The sequence below is a fragment of the Methanosarcina sp. 1.H.A.2.2 genome (genome assembly GCF_000979975.1).
GTDB lineage: Archaea > Halobacteriota > Methanosarcinia > Methanosarcinales > Methanosarcinaceae > Methanosarcina.
In genome coordinates this window covers 21,421-41,001 of sequence record NZ_JJQL01000019.1, presented here as the reverse complement: position 1 = coordinate 41,001, position 19,581 = coordinate 21,421, and the positions used below count along the sequence as shown (strand labels likewise).

At 43.2% G+C, this 19,581-nt stretch carries 11 protein-coding genes and 1 pseudogene; 1 reads left to right on the top strand and 11 read right to left on the bottom strand.

Annotated elements, in window-relative coordinates:
- Window positions 1-13: 13 nt before the first annotated feature.
- The gene (locus EO93_RS03430; protein ID WP_235284091.1) at window positions 14-2,140 is read right to left on the bottom strand and encodes a GAF domain-containing protein; all 2,127 of its coding nucleotides are present in this window, start codon (window positions 2,138-2,140) and stop codon (window positions 14-16) included.
- Window positions 2,141-2,281: 141 nt separating this feature from the next.
- Complete coding sequence (locus tag EO93_RS16730; protein ID WP_082098678.1) at window positions 2,282-2,929, bottom strand: PAS domain-containing protein; 648 nt, start codon at window positions 2,927-2,929, stop codon at window positions 2,282-2,284.
- 779 nt (window positions 2,930-3,708) lie between these two features.
- Here EO93_RS16730 and EO93_RS03425 point away from each other — a divergent pair.
- Window positions 3,709-4,713, top strand: coding sequence for a phosphate uptake regulator PhoU (locus tag EO93_RS03425; RefSeq protein WP_082098425.1), 1,005 nt, complete (start codon window positions 3,709-3,711; stop codon window positions 4,711-4,713).
- A gap of 618 nt (window positions 4,714-5,331) precedes the next feature.
- On the opposite strand, the gene EO93_RS03420 is transcribed toward EO93_RS03425, so the two are convergent.
- From EO93_RS03420 to cobN, 9 genes and pseudogenes are all read right to left on the bottom strand, one after another.
- Complete coding sequence (locus tag EO93_RS03420; protein ID WP_048161129.1) at window positions 5,332-7,212, bottom strand: ATP-binding protein; 1,881 nt, start codon at window positions 7,210-7,212, stop codon at window positions 5,332-5,334.
- A 492-nt stretch (window positions 7,213-7,704) separates the two neighbouring features.
- Window positions 7,705-8,808, bottom strand: coding sequence for a hypothetical protein (locus tag EO93_RS18605; protein WP_394297239.1), 1,104 nt, complete (start codon window positions 8,806-8,808; stop codon window positions 7,705-7,707).
- A 543-nt stretch (window positions 8,809-9,351) separates the two neighbouring features.
- Window positions 9,352-9,486, bottom strand: a pseudogene (locus EO93_RS17210) (IS110 family transposase); the annotation flags it as partial.
- Between the two features lie 245 nt (window positions 9,487-9,731).
- Complete coding sequence (locus EO93_RS03410; protein ID WP_048161127.1) at window positions 9,732-10,457, bottom strand: ABC transporter permease; 726 nt, start codon at window positions 10,455-10,457, stop codon at window positions 9,732-9,734.
- Window positions 10,457-11,224 (bottom strand): ABC transporter ATP-binding protein, encoded by a 768-nt coding sequence (locus EO93_RS03405; protein ID WP_048161126.1) that lies wholly within the window; start codon window positions 11,222-11,224, stop codon window positions 10,457-10,459. The genes EO93_RS03410 and EO93_RS03405 overlap by 1 nt, the downstream gene beginning before the upstream one ends.
- Window positions 11,221-12,114, bottom strand: a complete 894-nt coding sequence (locus EO93_RS03400) for an energy-coupling factor transporter transmembrane protein EcfT (RefSeq protein ID WP_048134843.1) — start codon at window positions 12,112-12,114, stop codon at window positions 11,221-11,223. Before EO93_RS03400 ends, EO93_RS03405 begins: the two co-directional genes overlap by 4 nt.
- A gap of 25 nt (window positions 12,115-12,139) precedes the next feature.
- On the bottom strand, window positions 12,140-13,966 hold the full coding sequence (locus EO93_RS03395) for an ABC transporter ATP-binding protein (RefSeq protein ID WP_048161125.1): 1,827 nt from the start codon (window positions 13,964-13,966) through the stop codon (window positions 12,140-12,142).
- A gap of 112 nt (window positions 13,967-14,078) precedes the next feature.
- Window positions 14,079-15,644, bottom strand: a complete 1,566-nt coding sequence (locus EO93_RS03390; RefSeq protein ID WP_048161146.1) for a hypothetical protein — start codon at window positions 15,642-15,644, stop codon at window positions 14,079-14,081.
- 13 nt (window positions 15,645-15,657) lie between these two features.
- The gene (gene cobN, locus EO93_RS03385; protein WP_048161124.1) at window positions 15,658-19,575 is read right to left on the bottom strand and encodes a cobaltochelatase subunit CobN; all 3,918 of its coding nucleotides are present in this window, start codon (window positions 19,573-19,575) and stop codon (window positions 15,658-15,660) included.
- Window positions 19,576-19,581 lie beyond the last annotated feature (6 nt).

Here is a 19,581-nt window from a genome sequence, read left to right as displayed (position 1 = left end):
ACTTCGAGTATATTTAATTCACATTTCCGGTTTCAAAGTTCTTTTTTGGAAGCCTTACATGCACCGTGGTTCCCGAACCTTCCTCGCTTTCTACCCAGATTTCCCCTTCATGGGCGTTGACAATGTTTTTACAGATATAGAACCCCGATTCAAGTCCCTGGTACCTGCGGGTCATGGAATCGTCAACCTGGTAGATTCTGTGGAAAAGGTGGGGGATCAGTCTTTTATGGATGCCTGTTCCGCTGTCTTTTACGGTTATGTGGATGTTCTCTTCCTCCTCTATGGCTGTTACTTCCAGCGTCCCACCGTGAGGTGTGAACTTGATGGCATTGCCCATGAGAGTTGTGAAGAGGTCTGTCAATTTTTGCTTGTCGCCACGAATAGGCGGCAGGTTTGCAGGCAGTTCCTTTTCGACCTTCAGTTCTTTTTCATCTATCAGGAGTACCAGGTTAAGGTAAACATCCGAGAGTATCTTCTTCATCTCTACTTCGGCAAAAGAGTACTCGATCTTTCCTGCCTGTTCAAGGCTCAGGTAGAGCAGGGAATCCACCATCTGTTTCAACCGCTCCGAACTGTTGATTACGGCGTCTATAGCTTTCTGCTGCTGGTCTTCGATAGTCTCCATTGTCTCGAAATCCATAAGGTCGCTGTAATCTACCTTTATCTGGGGAAGGCTTTCAGCCATAAATTCCGCTTTTATCCTGTTAAGGGACCTGAGTTCATCATTGGCTTTTGACAGGTCTTCTGAATAGGATTTAAGGGCATCCTCAAGCTGTTTTCTCTGGATAAGCTGCCACATGCCCTGCATGAGAAGGGTTAGCTGGCGTAAGTCAGATTCATCATATGACTCATCCTTATTTCCAACTCCTGCAACTGCAACTATCCTGTCCCCGTCAAAAACCGGTACGTTCATATGGCGGGTAAGATGCACATGGTCTTTCGGATATCCCTTTTTCAGGGAACTCGGAGCTGTATAATCATTGGTTATAATGGGCTTGCGCTGCCGGATTGCCTCTCCCCAGATACCTGTTGTTTTTACCGGGTAGATAAAGCGTTTGTCTTCGATTGCACATTCTTCCATTGCGCTCTTTGACCAGGAATGCATGATCAGAGAGGTCTCATAGGCGTCCATAAAAGCGAGGTACCCGAGTTTGCTGCCTGTAAGCCTGACTGCCTCTTCGCGGGCAAAGTCTGTTATTTCTTTTAAGGAAGCTCCTGTCATCCGGTTAAGTTTTACAAGGGCTTCAAGCCGGGATTCGTTAAGTTTCTGTGCAGCTTCGGCTTTTTTGCGCTCGGTAATGTCCCTGGCAACCGAGAGGATCGTTTTCTTTCCGTCGTAATCAATAATTCTGGCGCTGACTTCAAGGGGGACAACTGTGCCGTCCTTGCAGACAGCTCCTGAATTATATACCCTGGACCCCTCGCTCCGGATCTTTTTTAGATTTTCACGGACCGAGTCCCAGTACTCGGCAGGAATGATCTCTTCGGCTTCCATTTTCAGGATCTCTTCCTTCTCGTATCCGAGCCGTTTTACCACTGCCTGGTTTACGTCCATGTAATTTTTTCCTTCGGGCTCGCGGATGTACAGCTGGTCATTGATGTTGTTGAAGACGGTCCTGAATTTGTGTTCGGATTCTTTCAGGGTCTCTTCTGCCAGCTTATGCTCAACTGCAATGGCTGCCAGCTGGGCGTTTGTTTTCATAAAGTCCAGGTCTTCTTTTTCTGGCCTATGCACTTCGCTGTAGTACATGGAAATAACACCAAGGACTTCTCCGGAGGATGAAACTAAAGGCTCTGACCAGCAGGCTTTCAATCCAGCCTCAGCTGCAAGCTCCTTGTATTCAGTCCAGTAGGGGTGTTCCATTACATTATCTACGGTTACCCTTTTTCTCAAGAAGGCTGCGGTTCCGAAGGAAGCCGCTCCAAAACCAATCTCGATTCCGTCAGTCCTCTGCCTGTAAAACTCAGGAAGTCCCGGAGCAACGCAGTAAAAGAGATGCTTTTTCTCCCGGTCAAGCAGCATTACCGAGCATATAGAGCCTGGTCTGATCTTTTCCATATTTTGAATAAGAAGGAGAAGCACTTCTTCGAGTGGAGCTCCTGAAGCCAGTTGCCCGAGCACCAGGTTCTGTCCTTTCACTATCTCTTCAGCAAGCTTGCGCTCGGTGATGTCCAGAACGATTCCCTGGTAATGGGTAATTTCTCCTTTTTCGTTCCTTTTGATGAGGGTCCTGTCATCTATGTATCGTACTTTTCCTGATTTTGTCAGGACCCGATGCTCCTAGGTGCAGTCCTTATATCCTTCTCTGGAAAACTTTGCCACTTCGGCGCGGATTCTTTCACGGTCTTCAGGGTGTATCAGGTCTTCAAACTTTATTTTTCCAGAGGTGAAATCTTCAGTGGTGTATTCCAGCTTTGTGATATTTTCAGAGACAAATTCAACGGGCCAGCCCTCTTCTGGCTTACACAGAAATACAAACACGGGGCTGCTCTTGATGATGTTTTTTAATTCATTCTTCTTTTTCAGCGCCTTTTGCATCGACTCTTCGGCCTTTTTGCGCTGGGTAGCATCGCAGAGAGTGCCCTGGTAATGGCTAACTTTTCCGTCTTCGTCTCTCCTGATCAGGACCTTGACCTCAGCCCAGCGCGTTTCTCCCGAAGCTGTCACTATTCTGTATTCCTGTGTCAGCTCAGTGCATCCCTTTTCCGAGCATCCGGCAATCTCAGATTTTACCCTTTCAATATCCTCAGGATGGACAATGTCAAGATACCGGATATTTCCGGAGATGAAGTTTTCAACTGCGTAGCCGAACTGCCAGACGTTTTCCGTGATAAGTTCCACAGGCCAGTTCCCTGTTGATTTGCACAAAAAAATAACTATAGGGCTGCTATTTATAAGCGATTCCAGATTTATATCGAATTGTTTCATCGATCCAATTCCTTCATTTTAATTTTATGGATTACCCATTTCCATGAACTATAGACTTGAAATGTTGACCTGTTCAGGGTTAAGGGAACAAACTCTACGTAAACCACTGGTTTTGAGCTACTATAATGTTAAGGGTACGGGATATACCTGCAAAAGTGCTTTAAGGCGGGTTTCCACTTCCATGGCTGAGTGCCCTGAGAATTTTCTGTTTTGGGACTCAGGAGTTGCCTGTATTTAAAAAACTGAGTTCTTTTCAAATAAAATGGAAGTACTGGCTTATTTATCTTTTTATTCTTTTATTTTTTTTATTTTTCATCTATACTTATATTAGCTTAAATTTCATTTCTTTTTATTTTCGATTTTTTTTCTCTACTTCTCTTGTAATTCTCTTCAGTCTTTGATCAACCGGGATATTATTTTAAAACATCAACAATGTAAAGATGGACTGCCTGATTTTTCTTTACAACAACTTTATTTTCAGTAAGAATCTCTGAACAGCCCTTCTTTCTTGAGAAAAGACGTTTTCAGTTCCCAGTAAAGGGAGTTTATGGAAAGACGTATTTTTTTACAAACCCTGTTTTCTACACAAATTGTAGGTAATACCTTAAGCAATTCTATGTTTTTCTATGATTCATACTTAATCCTATATACTATACTTAGACGACAAAATCATGGTTTATTTCTTATTTTGAGCTTCGGTTTTCTGGATACATTTATATATCCCCCTTGTCTATATAGATTCTGTACGATTCATTAGTAACTCCTCAGGGGGCTTATTTATTACCAAGGATAAACGAAAAGTCCAGTTTACCGGAAATTCTACCTATATAGTGTCCCTTCCCATTAAATGGGTCCGAGATATAGGGATTGAGGCCGGAGACACACTTACTCTTACACCCATGCCTAACAAAACCCTGCTGGTTTCTTCCAGTGTGGTTTCAAAAGAACATTCTGCCCTTAAGGCAACTATAGATTACCTTCACTCCGATAGTGCGGAAAACAACCTGAGAATCCTTATTTCACATTATCTGGTAGGTTATGACGTAATCAGGTTGACCACTAAAAAGGGTTTCAGCGCCTATGACCGCAAGTTTATAAAGGACTCTGTGCGCCAGAAACTTATAGGTCTGGAACTTGTGGAAGAATCTAGAAACGAGCTTGTCTTCCAGTGCCTCCTGAACTACAACGACCTTCCTCTAAGCCGTGTAATCAAAAACATGTATGGGCTTGTTCTTTCCATGCTTGAGGACTCCATGACCGCCCTTCGGGACCATAATGTGGAGATCGCAGAGGACGTCATCCAGAGAGATGATGATGTGGATCGTTTCTACCTTCTCTCAGTCCGTCAGCTAAAGGCTTCAATTGAGGATATCGAACTTTCAGAAAAAATAGGAATCAGGCACCCGCGGGAATGTCTTGGGTACAGGCTTATTACCAAGAGCATAGAGCGTGTAGGAGATCATGCTGTCCGGATCGCTAGGAATGTACTTAAGATGGACTCCGGAATCAGTGCCGATGACCCTATTTTCAAGATGGCTGAACTCTCCCAGAAAGTTTTTGAGAGCTCAATATATTCAATGCAGGAAGAAGACCTCCAGGCTATAAACAAAATCGTTGTTGAAGCCAAAAAAGTTTCCCAGTTTGGAGTTTCTCTTGAAACCAAAGGCGAAGACGGCTCTGGCAATATCGAGCTCAGCATGGTTCTCGAGAGCCTGCGGAGGGTTTCGGAATACAGCGCTGATATCGCAGAAGTTGCCCTCAACATGAATATAAAGCAGGTCTGAACCCCGAATTGCGACTCGCCCGAATTGCGATTCGGGAGTACGCGGTCCTTTTCGCTGCGCTCAAGAGGACTAATTATGGGCAACTCATTTTTTTAATTTTTTTTGCTTCTCTTAAGAAGACGAATTGAATGAAGGATCGCCAGACAGGCTGGCTGGGGCACTTAATGGCAGTGAATTAGAAACGTTTTCCAGGGTTAAGGAAAGGATTTTCTCGGGTCAGGAGGAGCATTTTTTCCTTTCTCCTTTTTTCTATTTGGCATGAAAGTACCTCTGATTTCGCACTCCGGACCCTCATTCATAATTTCTGATTATGTTGGAAGCAAATATCACATTTTTGTCCTGTCAAATTGAAGCCAGGGTTCGGAAAATTAAAGATGCTATAGAAGACTCAACACTGCACTTTCACAAGACCTATGGCAAAAAATAGGAAATGAAGAATAAACCTACTCCAGGCTCAACATAAAGCTTGACTAAGAGGATATCCTGTTGAGATAAACAATGGCAAAGAGTCCGGCATTTATGGTTACAATGTTTGGAGTATAAATAAGGGTAACCACGAGTTAAAAGACTATTAATTACATTCAGGTGGAACCATTTTATATTTTATGGAGTCGTTACTCAATGCTTCCCATAAAATTTTAATCTATTTCTTTCCCTCACTAAAAACTTTTGAGTATCTGCTATCTTTAAATCATTAATTGTATCCTTTCTTATTTCTTCGTTTTGTGAAATATTCAATTTATCTTTTGCCACGTACGCATCGTTTTCTCTAGCTGATTTGAAAAGCTTACTCATTATTTCAGATGTTTTATCATTGCCTTTTATGATCTTAATATCTGATACAATCATCAATTTAAATTTTGCACGTGTAAGGGCTACATTTAGGAGGCGAACATCATCAAAGATTCTAGAATCATCTGATTGCTTCGCGACTATAGAAATAATTATAATATCTTTCTCGTTTCCTTGGAAAGAATGGATAGTGTTTACTGAGACTCCTTTTTCAATGAATCTTTCTAACGCTTTGACCATCGTTGATATCTGATACCTAAAAGGTGAGAGCACACCAATTGTTTTTGGATCTATTTTGTTATCTTCTACCAAAACTTTAAGCAATTTGTCAATGTTCTCAACTTCGTAGTCGTTTTTTGCAGAGTGGCTGTTTGAGAAATTTATCCATTTCATTGAACCTGAACTATCAACCCAGCATATAGGAGCCTTATTTATTAACTTTCTTTCATAGGGATCCAGATTTTTTGTTGCTTTTACGTTCTCAAAGGGAGTAGACCTATTTTGCACTGATTCTGAAGTCTTTATTCCTCCAAGGTCACTGTAAATCATATCAGACACAATATCTGATATCTGAGGGGCCATACGATACTGCTCATGCAACATATTACATTTTTGGGGATACATTCTCCAGAGTTTTTCAAACAGACTTTCTCGAACCCAGTCCGAGCAATTTTCGTCTGAAACCACAGGCGGAAGCTGTCTGTGATCACCAATGAGAATAAATTTCTTTCCCAAAACAAGAGCCAGGAGTGTCTGTGAGACTGTCGCAGCTCCTGCTTCGTCTACGATAACCACATCAAAAAGATCATTTGAGTCAGTGACCGCTTTATAAGCACTCGCTAGGGTGGAACCTACAATTTTTTTCCTCCGGATTTCGCTTCTTATAAGCGTTCCAGTAAGCGTCAGTGACAAAATATCTTCAGTTACTTTGAAGTCCCCTGCACCTATCCTGCATATCAAGTTTTCATCTAGTTTTTCTCTCTTTACCACCGACATTAAGGCATTGTCAATTGCAACATTCATCCATGATGCTAGCAGTACTCTTTCTCCATTGGCCGTAAATCTTTCACAAAGCTCACTGATTATGGTCGTTTTACCAGTACCGGGAGGTCCCAGAATCAAGTGGAAATCTTCAGCCCCAAGCGCCTTTTTTGCAGCTTCCTTCTGGAAAGAATTCAGCTTAGGACTAATAGTCTCAATAACATCCTTGTATTGAGCAGGCTGATGAGTACCAAATAATATTGATTTTAGAGCTGGGTGCTGACCTAAAAGTATCTCTTTAAGAATCCTGATCTGCCTGTTTACAATCTCTACAGGTGGAACGGTTTCCATCGTATATTCTTTTGTAGAATCAAGTTCAGGATCTTCCTCAAATATCAACGTAAAATCAGTTATTGATTCGCACCTTACACACGTCCCCAAAGTATAGTTTACTTTGAATATTTTGTTCTCTCTGATTACAAAAGGACTATACTTCCTTTCAATATACTTTAGGCTCTCTTTTCTAACCCTCAAATCCACGTAATAAAAGTTCTTTGCCTTAATTCTTTTATAATTAAGTGCAATCACATCCACTCTAACAAAAGTTTGTTTTTCCTTTTCCATTAAGGTTTTTTCTTTTTCCAGCCAATCAATTAACTGCAATACTTTTTCTTCGGTCAAAGATGGAAAACTAACTCCATTTACCACATTTTTCCCAAGATCCATTTTAAGAATACCTCTTTAAAAAAAGGACTTCGGTTTGATTATATATACGTTTTTATTTTATCTTCTTCACATTCTATATTTTGCCAAACATTTCATAAAAATAATTGATGGCTTGGAAATTTACGACATAAAATTTAATTTTTTTTAATTCTGGACTAAATAATATATACCTTTGAATCTGTTAAAAATCCCACACAAACATAATTATAACATTTGTCTTTCGTTGTTTTCGATAATTTTCAAGTATCACTACGCTTATTATCTAAAAATGATTAAGCGAATAATTACGTTTTCCAAGAGTTCGACAGAATTATAAAATAAACAAAAGATGGAGGTTCACTTCATCCCTAAAACTAAAGACAGACTTTCGTGAACTTCCTAGATGTCCAGTATAAAAATAATCAATGAAACAACTCAAGAAAATAAATCACATCCAATCATTTATTAAATTCTAATAAAGATTTCTATTATTTTATTTTCTTTTGCAGATAATCACTCAATCTTTTTAGACGCTTTAATATACAAGCATATTCTTACATTTCTCATATCGGTGTCAAAAAGACTTGACATACCCTGTTGGCTTTTTAAGTAAACATGCCCTTTTATTAAGTGTCCTAACACTGAGGGACTCCATTTAAACCCACAAGGAGCATTATGTTTTTTTTGGCAATGTTTTTTTAGATTTTTCAGTGAGTACAGTTGTGTTCCACATACATTACATTTAAGTAACTCAAAATAATCTTTTTCAAATTCTGAAAAAACTTCTTCGTTAAGATACCATGCCTTTAGTTTATCTGAATAAAAGTGGTTGCTTTTCAAATGCTGATCTAATTGACAGAAAAAGTCATTGCATAGTGGGCAGTAATGCGAATTAAAAATGTGAGGCTTTATATAGTCAACTTCGAATCTTTCACTGCAATATTTACATTTAGGATGTTTTTCCACGTATTGATCCATATTAGAGAAATATTTCTTACACGTTGGGCAGTATGGATGTTCTTCTCTTATGTGTAACCGAACATCTTTGAAATACCTGTGACAGAAACGACACTTGTGAGTACTATCCATATGATTTCTTAAATGAATATGAGTACTAAATAGTGTCTTACAATATTCGCACTGTGGGTGTTCTATAATGTGTTCATCATACTCTTTCTCACCAAAAAACCACTTTGCGCATAAATTACAATATGAATGCTGTTTCATATGCTCTGATATTGGATGGAAATATGAGTGACAAACAGGACACTTATGTGTTTTCCTGTGTAATTGCAGATCTGTTTCTAAATTGAACCTATTTTTACAATATTCACATTGTGGATGTTCTAGAAGATGTTCATTGTATTCTTCTTCATCCAAAAACCACTTTTTACATAAATTACAAAAAGAATGTTGTATCATATGTTCCGAAATTGGATGAAAATATGAATGACACAGAGAACATTCATGATTTTTTAAGTGAATCCGCAGTTTCTTTTCGGAACTAAATCCTTCTTTACAGTACTTACATTTTGGGTGACTTTGAATATGTTCCGAATATTGATCTAAGTCTGTAAAATATCGGTCACATATCTTACAAAACTGTTTGAAATCCATGTTTGAAGGAGCTGATAGATCATAGGATAAACATTGATGGCAATAGCCATTTGAAGAAAGAAAATTTCCACATCTTCTACATTTATTCATAGAAATTCCTGCGATCTCAAAGTATTTAACTTAATGTGAAAGTTCGCCATAAATATGTCTCCTCATTCCTACAAACGAAGATCCATTAAGTAAAATGAAATATTTCCAATATTATTCGTTTGAGGTATGAAAACATAGTATTATCTTTCTCAATGTTTTAAGACTTTCTTATTACTCAGCAGGATAGACGAAGCACAGCAAGCTATTCTTCTCAGAGCGTGTCTTAAAATTAAGTTTGATTCTACAATTGGGTCCGGACTTACGCATTCGAACTGAAAAATGGTAACCTTAAATAATTAAATGCCTAAAATGCAATTTTTTAAAATGATGCCTAATGTATTCTATTTTTATACATTAGGCGAGTAAGCCCGATGTAGTAAATTTACGATATGAATTTGAAATTAACGTTGCCTATTGTCCAATTGTAGAAATGGTTTGAATTTTAATACACGCTCTAAGGCTTAAAATTCCATCTTCATCTCTGTCGAAACGTTGTTGTTGTTTTTCACCGGATCTGCTGAGGATAGTAGCAATCAAAAAACGTTTGTGGCTATCTAAACCGCAAGATTTGTTTATTTCTCCTGCCAATTTACATTACCCCATATTTTATATGGGCAGTGTGATTGCCTCGAAGGCAATTTGGCATCCGTGATTAAAGTCACATTTGAGCCTTCGATGGCAATTCAATGGTTAGTTTTTTGACGGCTTCGAAGAGCCAAAGAAAAGACAACCTTCCTGTCCTAAGGTAATGATGGAGTTAATATCCAAAAAAGGTAAGTGAAAAGGACTTTCATTGTTTGGGCATGTTATTCGAAGAATTTCATGTGCGTTTTTCACACAACTGCCTTACGGAACTGATATGTCCCGAGGAGAACCATGATTCCGGCTCCTGCTGCGAGTCCAAGGATTCCGTATACAGGGATCGTTCCTTCAAAAAGCATTCTTGTGCTGTCTATGGCATAGCTGACAGGATTGAGTCTGGCAAGTGCCTTCAACCAGGCAGGCATGACTTCGTAGGGCATAAGCGCACTGCTTGTGAAAAAGAGCGGCATGCTGATCATGCTGTTCACAGCTGCATAGCTGTCATGGTCATTTAAGTATAGACCTATCATAGTTGAGAGCGCAGAGAAAAATACCGAAAACAGAAACAGGGTCAGATATATCAGAACTATATTTATCGGGTTCAGTACTCTTACCCCAAGGAGCGTAGCCATCAGGAGGATCACAGTTGCCTGCAGCAGGCCCCTTACGCTGATAAAGAGGATTTTTCCGTACAGCAGGCTTTCACGCGGGGAGGGCATGGCGAGGAACTTATTCAAAAAGCCCAGTATTTTATCAAAAATCATAAGTGATCCTCCCTGCAGGGAGGAAAAGAGAGTAGTCATGACAAGGATTCCAGGGGTGATAAACTCAAGGTAGTTATCAGTAAATTTTGTGGGCAGGGCAAGCCCGACAAATACCAGCCAGGCTGCAGGCATTATAAGTGAAGAAATAACGGTAATCCTTCCTCTGAGCCATTTTACGAGGTCCCTTTCAAAATAGTAGAATACTGCTCTCATTATCTTCGCCTCAGAAGGTTTCTAAACTGGGTTGAATTAAACCCTGCCTGCTCTTCAGGAGTTTTGACTTTTTCGAGGAAAACGTCATTGAGAGATGCATTTTCTCCTATTGAACTTACAAGGTTTTCAGGAGAGCCAACAACTGCTATTCTGCCTTTGTCAATAATAGCAACCCTGTTGCAGTACTTTTCTGCCTCTTCAAGGTAATGAGTGGTCATGAATATGGTCATCCCTTCGGCTTTTAGCATCCTGATATGTTCCCAGATTTTCCTTCTTCCGCTTATATCCAGGCCGAGGGTGGGTTCGTCCAGGAACAGGACTTCAGGCTCGTGCACAAGCGCCTGAGCAAGTTCCAGGCGCCTTCTCATTCCACCTGAGTATGTTTTTACAAGGTCACCGGCGCGGTCCGAAAGGGCCATCATTTCAAGCACTTCATCAACTTTTGAGTTTCGGTTCGGAATCCCATAGAGTTTTGCATAAAGCAGCACATTTTCCCTGCCCGTGAGCTTTCGGTCCACTGCCATGTCCTGGGGGACATAGCTTATCTTTGACCTTACTTTTTTTGAGTCCCTTACAACATCATACCCGCAGACCTTTGCAGTTCCGCTGCTTGGTTTTATCAGGGTTGTAAGCATCATGACTGTCGTACTTTTGCCTGCCCCGTTGGGCCCCAGGAGGCCAAAGATCTCGTTTCCCACATCGAGGTCGATATTATCAACAGCAAGCAGGTTTCCGAAGGATCTGGATAATTTTTTTATTTCTATCACAGGTATCCCCTTGCAATCGCATAAACAGGCCTTAAACCTGAGGTATAATAAATTCCACTTGTGTACATATTGTAAAGAAGCTTTATGGTCACAATACTTATGGCAGCAAAAATACAGACCGTGACCATTGCCTTATCAAATTCCGAAAACTTCAGTTTTTTGAGGTATGTCCTGTCCGGATTTGCCCGGAAAGCCCGGCTCTGGATTGAAACTGCAAGGGTGCCAGTCCTCCTTACACAGTTTGAGAGAGTCGGAGTCAGTATATTAAGGGACGTTTTTACGATCCCTGACCCGAACCTTTTCGGATTAAAACCCCTGAGTCTCTGGACTGTTACTACAGTAACCACTTCAGTGATTATTATTGGCAGGAACCGGACTGCTGTTACCACCATAAAGGCCACGCTGTAAGGGACCCTGAGCCCCACAAGCCCGTTTAGCATATCCCTTGAGTCCGTGGTCCAGCACATCAACAGTCCAAGGGACAGGATTGAAGCCGACCTTAAGCCCTGAATTGCGCCGTGCCGGAGCCCTTCCTCATATACGAAAAGCCCTCCGTTTGTCAGCCAGCCCAGAACCGGAAAATCAGGCTGGATTATGGTAAAAATCACGGTCCTTGGAAGCTGGGAATAAAAAAGAGCCTGAGAGTAGATAGTCCCCCAGATCAAAAGCACGAGTAGTAGAGTCAGGGTTTTGAGCTTTATTGCTGGCATCCTTGCAAGCGCAAATCCCGAAAGTACGATCAGAAACAACAAAAACATGGTTTTGGGATTGTCCAGGGTTACTGCGACAAAAGCAGTGGAGATCAGAACCAGTATCTTTGCCCGTGGGTCCATCCTGTGAATGATTGTGTCTTTAATCGTTGGTTCTGCAATTGATCTGGCACCTATCATATTATCACTTCAGGGTTTCTACAGGTCAGCATCTTATCACTTCACATTTTATCCCTTCAACATTTACCACTTCAGAATTTATCACTTCAGAATTTATCACTTCAGAAGTTCTACGGGTCAGCATTTCCACAAGTTCCGTGACCGAAAAGGCGTCCACTCCCAGATAGTTCGCAATCTCAACAACCGGGGGCTGGGTAAGGGAGGCTTTCCTGAGGATCTCGATGTTCTTTATGACCTCTCTTCCCTTTCCATCTGCTATAATCCGGCCCTCATTCATCACAAGGATTCTTGTAGCATAGAGCATTGCAATTTCTATATCATGGGTACAGAAAACCAGGGTGGAATGGTTATTTTTGAAATAATCCATCATCTGTTCTATATTTACTCTATCCTGCCCTGTTGTAGGTTCATCAAGGAGAATGATTTCAGGATTTATGGAAAGTACCGAGGCAACGGCTGTCCTGAGCCTCTGCCCCCGGCTCAGGGACTGGGGGAGATCCTGCTTGAGGTTTAGAATTGACATGGCTTCAAGCGAGGTCCTTGCCCTTTCCTCGATATTCTTATACTTTAACTGAACAGGTCCGAATCTCGCTTCTTCCTCAGCTGAATCACAGAAGAGCATAAGGTCAGGGTTCTGGAATACGAACCCGACTCTACCTGCAAAAGAATACGGGTTTCTGGGTTTTGTGTCCTCTCCGAGGACCTTTACACTTCCTTTGTATGGTTTGAGCATGGCTGCAAGGTTCAAAAGCAGGGTTGATTTGCCTGAGCCATTTGTACCCATGACTGCAACTCTTTCGCCTTTACGGATTTCCAGATTTATGCCTTTAAGTACCATCCTGTTTTTTTCATATCCGGACCACATATCCCGGATAGATATTATAGAGTCATTATTTCCTATAGGACCATTATTTTCTATAGAATCATTATTTTCGGGAGAGCCAGCTCGTGCTTCTGATTGCGCTTCTGATTGTGCTTCAGTATCTTCTCCCGGGTCCGGAAAGAGCTGAGGAGTTTTCATATTTTCTTTAAAGTTTTTCCTGTTCAGCACGGCAAGAGCTTCCCTGACACTGAGGGGACTTGCCCTTATTCCCAGTCTGTGGCAGAATTCAACGGGCTCAGGAACCCGAAGTCCCAGCCTGTGAAAGACCGCCAGATTATCAAAAGCTTTTGAAGCGGGCTGGTCAAAGATTATTTTTCCGCCATCCATTATGACAATCCTATCTACAAAGGATGCAAGATCATGCAGCCGGTGCTCAACCAGCAGAATGGTCATCTTCAGTTTCCTGTTAAGTTCTCTCACAGTATTCAGGACTTCCAGGGTGCCCATCGGGTCCATCTGGCTTACAGGCTCATCCATGGCAAGGATTTCAGGCATCATAGCAAGCATGCTTGCAATGCAGATCCTCTGTTTCTGCCCCCCCGAAAGCGAATTCGTGGAATCCAGGCGGTGTCCGGACATCCCTACCATCCGAAGGGCTTCTTCTATCTTTTTATCAATTTCTTCCCTCTCCAGGCAGAGGTTTTCTGGCCCAAAGGCTACTTCGTCCTCAACGGTCGTAGAAAATATCTGGTCATCGGGGTTCTGGAAAACAAGGCCTACACCTCTTGAAAGCTCCATCTGGTTTGAATCTCTGGTGTCTATCCCGTTGATCCGGATGCTGCCTGAAAATATTCCTCCGGATTCATGGGGAATTATGCCATTAAGGGTTTTTAGTAAAGTGCTCTTCCCGCAGCCTGTAGGTCCTGTCAGGAGGACGAATTCCCCCTCCTCTATTTTCAGATTGACCCCTTTTAATGTCGGTTCCGTTCTTCCGGGATAGGTGTACCACAGGTCTTTTATCTCTATCATTGTACCACCTTTATTCTGCTCCACTGTACCACTTTATTTCTCCTCATTGTGCCACCTTATTCTGCCTCACTGTACCACCTTTATTCTGCCCGCCACCTTTATTCCGCCACCTTTATTCCGCCACCTTCTTCAGCCTCTTTCCGAGGCTTATTCCAAACCAGGCTCCAATGAAAGTGTAGAGGAAGCCGTCGATCAGGATGTTTGCCATAATATACCAGTCGCTGTAGAACAGCCTGTAGAGCACCATCCAGACACTGAAGGACGCATACCCGCTGGCCATATCGGCAATTCCGCAGACAACCCCCATTCTGAATCTGTTTTCCGGGGCCGGGTTTTTACCGGTAATCCCTGCAGCATACATCAGAACCTCCAGAACTACCGCGCTCAGGGACAATGTTATGAAAGTAATCGGGGTGAAACTCCCGGTTATAAAGCCTCCAAGCAGGAACCTGACCATCATAAAAAGGCTTACAACTCCGGGTTTTGGAATCAGGACAACGAGAGAGGCAATGAGCATGTAAAGGAGAATCTCGTGGAAGAGCCCTGTAAACAGGAAACTGAAAGGCCCGAATACTGCATGGGACAGCTCCCACAGAATTGTCATAGGCAGGTTTATGGCTGCAAAAGAAACAGTGCCAAAAAGGGCAATTAGCACAAGGTTACGGGTCTTAAACCTGTCCATTATCTCTTTTGATCTTGAAAAGAAGAGGCTTACTGCAGTCAGTCCAAGTAAAGAGGAGACGAGAGTAATTATTATGGATCCCCATTTCCTGGAGATTGCAGTTATTTTTTGATCCCGTGTTACTGCAACCCAGTCGCTGCCTGTGAGCTTTACCTTTACTCTTAGAAGGTACTCTCCTCCCATCGCATCCTCAGATATATAGAGGGGGAGGCTTACCAGCGAACTTGAACCCGGAGCAAGTGTTACAGTGGCATAGCACAGGGTATCGGCGTTCATTCCCATAATGGCAGGCTTAAAAGCTTTTACCGGCTCTCCGGTCTTAATGTCGAGGACATCATATGTAATTATAACAGGGACCGTACTGTCTCCATTGTTGGTAATTTCCACTCCTATGTAGGTTGAAGTGAGTTCCTCTCTATTGATCTGGAGGTCTGTAACCTTCAGCAGCCTTTTGAGAGCAGGCGAGGTTTCCCGGATGACCAGGGTGCTGGCAGGATGACTCGGGTCTCCATATCCGTCCTCATCCGATGGTACTGTAAGTCCGGATACTGCTATTTCTTCTGCGATTTCCTCTTTCGAAGCAACCTTAAGCCGGGTCCTGCGCACAATGGTATGCTTATTTCCTTCAACCTCAACAACTGCAGTTGCAGTTATGTTATAGGTCCCGGGGGAAATGTCAGCAGGCACATAAAAATCAACGAGCCTGTACCAGTCTTCGTACTCGGTCTGAAGTGAAAAGGAATGGACAGGAGTATCCCGGAGCACAAAACCCTCAGGTAAATCAAGTTCCATTGTCACATTCATATTTCCGTCATAATAGCTCTCAAAAAAAAGGTATGCAGAAAGGTTGCTGCCTCCGACTGCAAGACCGCTTCCCTCCACCCCATGTGGGGCCTGAATCATGAATGTGGTCATATCTTCAGGTTTGAATTCCTCGGCTGTTGCGGGTTGTATTGCCAGCACCAGTACAAGGAAGAAAAAAACTATGTTTTTCATTCCGCAACCCTTTTCACTTGAGGATTTTTCGGATTTCCTGCATCTTCTTATCCCAGTCAGGGACATCTTCAAAGCTCATGATGTCCACAGCTCCTCCCTGAAACTCTCCCTCTCCTGCCAGCTCTTCCATCCAGCTTTCGATCTCAAGGTAAGAGTTTTTCAGGTCTTCAAACACCTGCGGGTCAGGGTTCCAGAGCCCTCTTGACTGCGCTTCAAGGAGCCTGCGAGACATTTCCTCAAGAGCGTAGGGATTGTTCTTTTCAAAGAACCTGCGCATTTCTTCATCAAGCACAAAAGCCTTTGTGATATCATCAAAGATCCAGTCATCCACTTCCTGAGTAGAAGCTTCCCAGCCGTAGACTCTTCCGACTCTCTTCGAAATGTCCTGTGCGCCCTTGTACCCGTGCTGTCTCATCCCTTCGATCCATTTCGGGTTTAAAAGCCTGGTTCTTACGACCCTTCGCAGTTCATCGGCCATGTCCCGGACTTCGACATGCTGCGGTTCTCTTGTATCCCCAAAATAGACCTTCACGTCCCTGCCCGAAGCCTGTTTGGCGGCAGCCGTGAGCCCTCCGTGGACTCCAAAGTAACAGCAGCAGCCAAGGAGGTCGTACTCATCACTGACTACTTTGTTAAAGGTAGCGTCAACCGTCTTGAGGTTTGAAGCAAGCTGGGTGTGGGCTTCCTGGCCCTTTACGTCTTTTCCATATGCATATCCGTTCCAGTAAAGGAAGATGTCTGCCAGGTCCTTTTCGTCCTTCCAGGCACTCGCATAGACTGCAAGCTGCACCCCTGCGGAATAGGTCCCGGGTTTGCTTGAAAAGATCCTTAAAGTAGCTTCTCTGGAATCCGCTCCTTCCTCAATCATCCTGTGGCTGTGTTTTCGTGGGTAGTTCATGTCCTCAGGTTCATCAAGCGAAGCCACAGCCTGGATTGCCTCATCTATAACCTCCAGGCAGTTCGGGAAATTGTCCCTGAGGATTCCGGAGATCCTGATAGTAACATCAATCCTGGGCCTTCCTAACTCTTCAAGGGGAATAATAGAGAACCCCTTAAGGCGCCCATTGCCAAGCCAGAGCGGTTCAACCCCTAGCAGGCTCATTATCTGGGCCATGCCCTCTCCATCAGCCCACATGATGTCGTTTGCCATCCAGTAAAATGCTACGTTTTCAGGATAACGGCCCTCCTCTTTGAGGTGTTTATCAATCAAAACCCCGGAGAGCTGCTGTCCCACTCTCCAGGCAGCTTTTGTCGGGACCCGTTTTGGGTCAAGAGAATAAAAATTCCTGCCAGTTGGCAGCACGTCATCCCTTCCACGCATGATCAGGCCCGAAGGTCCAGCCGGGATATACCCTCCTTCAAAACCATGTAAAAGAGCTTCAATCTCCAGAGATGCATCTATTCTGGACTCAAGGTCAAGAATCCTTTCACAGATTGCAGCAGCGATCCTGGAATAGTCGGGGTTTATACTCTGTTCTGTAAAACTCTGTTCTGTAAAACTCTGTTCTGTAAAACTCTGTTCTCCGGAATCCTGTCCTATAATACCCGTTTCTGTAAAATTCTGCCCGGCAAAAATCTCTTTGATTATGCTGGTCGGCTCTTTTTCCGGGTTACTTATGAATGTCCTGATGAAATCTTTTGAAAACGAATCAATCTCCTCAAGCCTCTGGCCATTTGACTTCCCATTTGCTGAAATCAGGCTCTGGTCAGAGATCAGTTCGTCAAGGTCAAGTCCTAGAAGCCCTGCAATCAGCCTCCGGATCGAAACCCTGTTCCCTGCACTTTCCTGGTCATCGTACCTTAAAATCGAGTTTATGAACTCAACTTTTTTCTCGCCCTCGGGGAGCTGCCCGAAGATGTGCATCCCGTTGTGGATCTGGCTGTTCCTTATCCTTCCGAGAGCTTCATGCGCTTTCCTTATAATTTCCTCAAAAGGAGTCTGGTGGTCAGCTTTTATTTCGGAATCCAGGTTTGATTTTTTAATCTCGTCAAGGATCAGGTGCTTCAAGGCATGTGCTCGTCCCTTGTCATATTTTACCTGTTCGTATTCCCCGAGCAGCCTGTCAAGTTCTTCAAGGCTTCCATAAAGCCCTCCCGAGGTCATGACCGTCTGCATATGGTCAATAAGGTAGGCAAGGCTCCGGCGTTTGGCAATGGTGCCCTCCGGGGGATTGTCAGAATTGTAGATGTAGAGATGGGGAATAGTTCCGATTCCGATATCAGGATAACAGTCTCCTGAAAGCCCCACCCCTTTTCCGGGCAGGAACTCAAGGTTTCCGTGGGTCCCTACATGTACGAGCACATCAGCTCCAAAGGTGTTTTCAAGGTACCTGTAGGTAGCAAGGTACTGATGGGTTGGCGGAACGTCAGGGTCGTGCAGGATCTTGCAGACTTTTCCATCACATCTGGCACCTGCACATCCTCGCTTTGGCTGCACACAGACAACAGCATTTCCATACTGTACCCCGGTCACAACGATTTTGTTTTCATAGACCATTGCAGCAGGAATGCCGTTGCCTTCTTCCCCAGGCGGGTTTCCCCATCCCTCGATCATCCTCTGCCTTACATTCGGGCTCAGGGTATTGAAAAATTGTTCATAATCTTCTTTTTCCACAAAAGCCAGAACCCCTCCGTTCTTTACGATTTCATTTATGGGGGTCCATCTAAACTCGGAAATTGCTTTTCTGTTGAGGATAGTTTCAATAAGTTCCCTGCCGTCCAGGGGAGAGTTGACCGCATAGCCTGCTTCCTGCATCCGGTTTAATATCCTTGCCACGCTTTCAAGGGAATCAAGGTTTGCAGCATCCCCAACCGAGCCTTCAACCCCTGTGCAGGGCCTGTTGTGCAGGATAAAAGCAACCTTTCTCCGGTTAACCGGTTTTTTCCGAAGGGTTATCCATTTAAGGACCCTGGATGCAAGTTTTGAGCAGCGCTCCGGGATGGGGGCACGCCCTATGTAATTTCCTTCCTTTTTGCCTGCACCTATTATAATGGGCTCAATTACGCCCTCAAACTCAGGCAGAGCCACGCCCCATCCGATCTCAGTGCTTAAACCCTGTGACTCCTGCCATTGTTCTAATGTGATGTAGTGGGAAATGACAGGCTGGAAAACAGGGACGTCAAGGTTCTGTAAAAGTTCGACGCCTTTTGCTGCACATGAGCTTTTATCTTCTTTGTTTTTATTGCTCATTATGAAAAATGGGGAGAGTTTCACAAGAGCGTCTATGACGGTTTTTCCGTTTTCCATAAAGTAATCTTCAATGACCTCATTCATGCCCCTGCTTCCAAGTTCTTTATCTTTTAACGAATAAGCAAAAACGGGAACAACAGAAAGTCCCAGGGTTTCGAAATCTCTTATGAGGGTCTTTTCAATCTCAAGGTCATTGTTTACCCAGGAAGTCCTGGAAATGAGCAGCCCCACGGTTTTGTCCTTCAGGGGCCCGTACCAGTTCAGGTACTCCCGGAGGCTTGAGAACATTTCCCTAGCATCCGGGTGATAGAGCCCGTCCCATGGAATCTTTTCCGGGGGTTTTACTTCAATCTCAGTTCCACAAACCTCTTTTGAGATGTAGCACAGCATATTTCCAAAGTTTTCTTTCCCTCCGTATATTATGTAAGAAAAACATGTGGCTGCGATCTCAAGTTTCACGGAAGAAAGGGTGAAACTGGAGGGGTCGCTTCCCACACAGATTACGGGTATCCTTGTTTTTAAGGGTTCGAGCCTTTCATAGAATTCTTCCCAGAAAGGATTGGCTATATGGTAAATAAAGACGGCATCAGCCTGCTCACATGCAGAAAGCACCTTCTCAGCTTCTTCAGGGTTTTCTTCCAGGATTTTTGAGTAGTAAGCCTCGAGCTCTATTCCCTGTTCCTCTGCTGCTTCAAGAAGAGTAGGAATGTATGAATTCCAGGTTACTGAAACAATTTTCATTTTTTC

What these genes read in the sequence shown, in the direction of transcription:
- EO93_RS03410 (WP_048161127.1), bottom strand. Translation starts at nt 10,457, where the DNA reads ATGAGAGCAGTATTCTACTATTTTGAAAGGGACCTCGTAAAATGGCTC.
- EO93_RS03390 (WP_048161146.1), bottom strand. Translation starts at nt 15,644, where the DNA reads ATGAAAAACATAGTTTTTTTCTTCCTTGTACTGGTGCTGGCAATACAA.
- EO93_RS16730 (WP_082098678.1), bottom strand. Translation starts at nt 2,929, where the DNA reads ATGAAACAATTCGATATAAATCTGGAATCGCTTATAAATAGCAGCCCT.
- EO93_RS18605 (WP_394297239.1), bottom strand. Translation starts at nt 8,808, where the DNA reads ATGGATTTCAAACAGTTTTGTAAGATATGTGACCGATATTTTACAGAC.
- cobN (WP_048161124.1), bottom strand. Translation starts at nt 19,575, where the DNA reads ATGAAAATTGTTTCAGTAACCTGGAATTCATACATTCCTACTCTTCTT.
- EO93_RS03420 (WP_048161129.1), bottom strand. Translation starts at nt 7,212, where the DNA reads ATGGATCTTGGGAAAAATGTGGTAAATGGAGTTAGTTTTCCATCTTTG.
- EO93_RS03400 (WP_048134843.1), bottom strand. Translation starts at nt 12,114, where the DNA reads ATGATAGGTGCCAGATCAATTGCAGAACCAACGATTAAAGACACAATC.
- EO93_RS03395 (WP_048161125.1), bottom strand. Translation starts at nt 13,966, where the DNA reads ATGATAGAGATAAAAGACCTGTGGTACACCTATCCCGGAAGAACGGAA.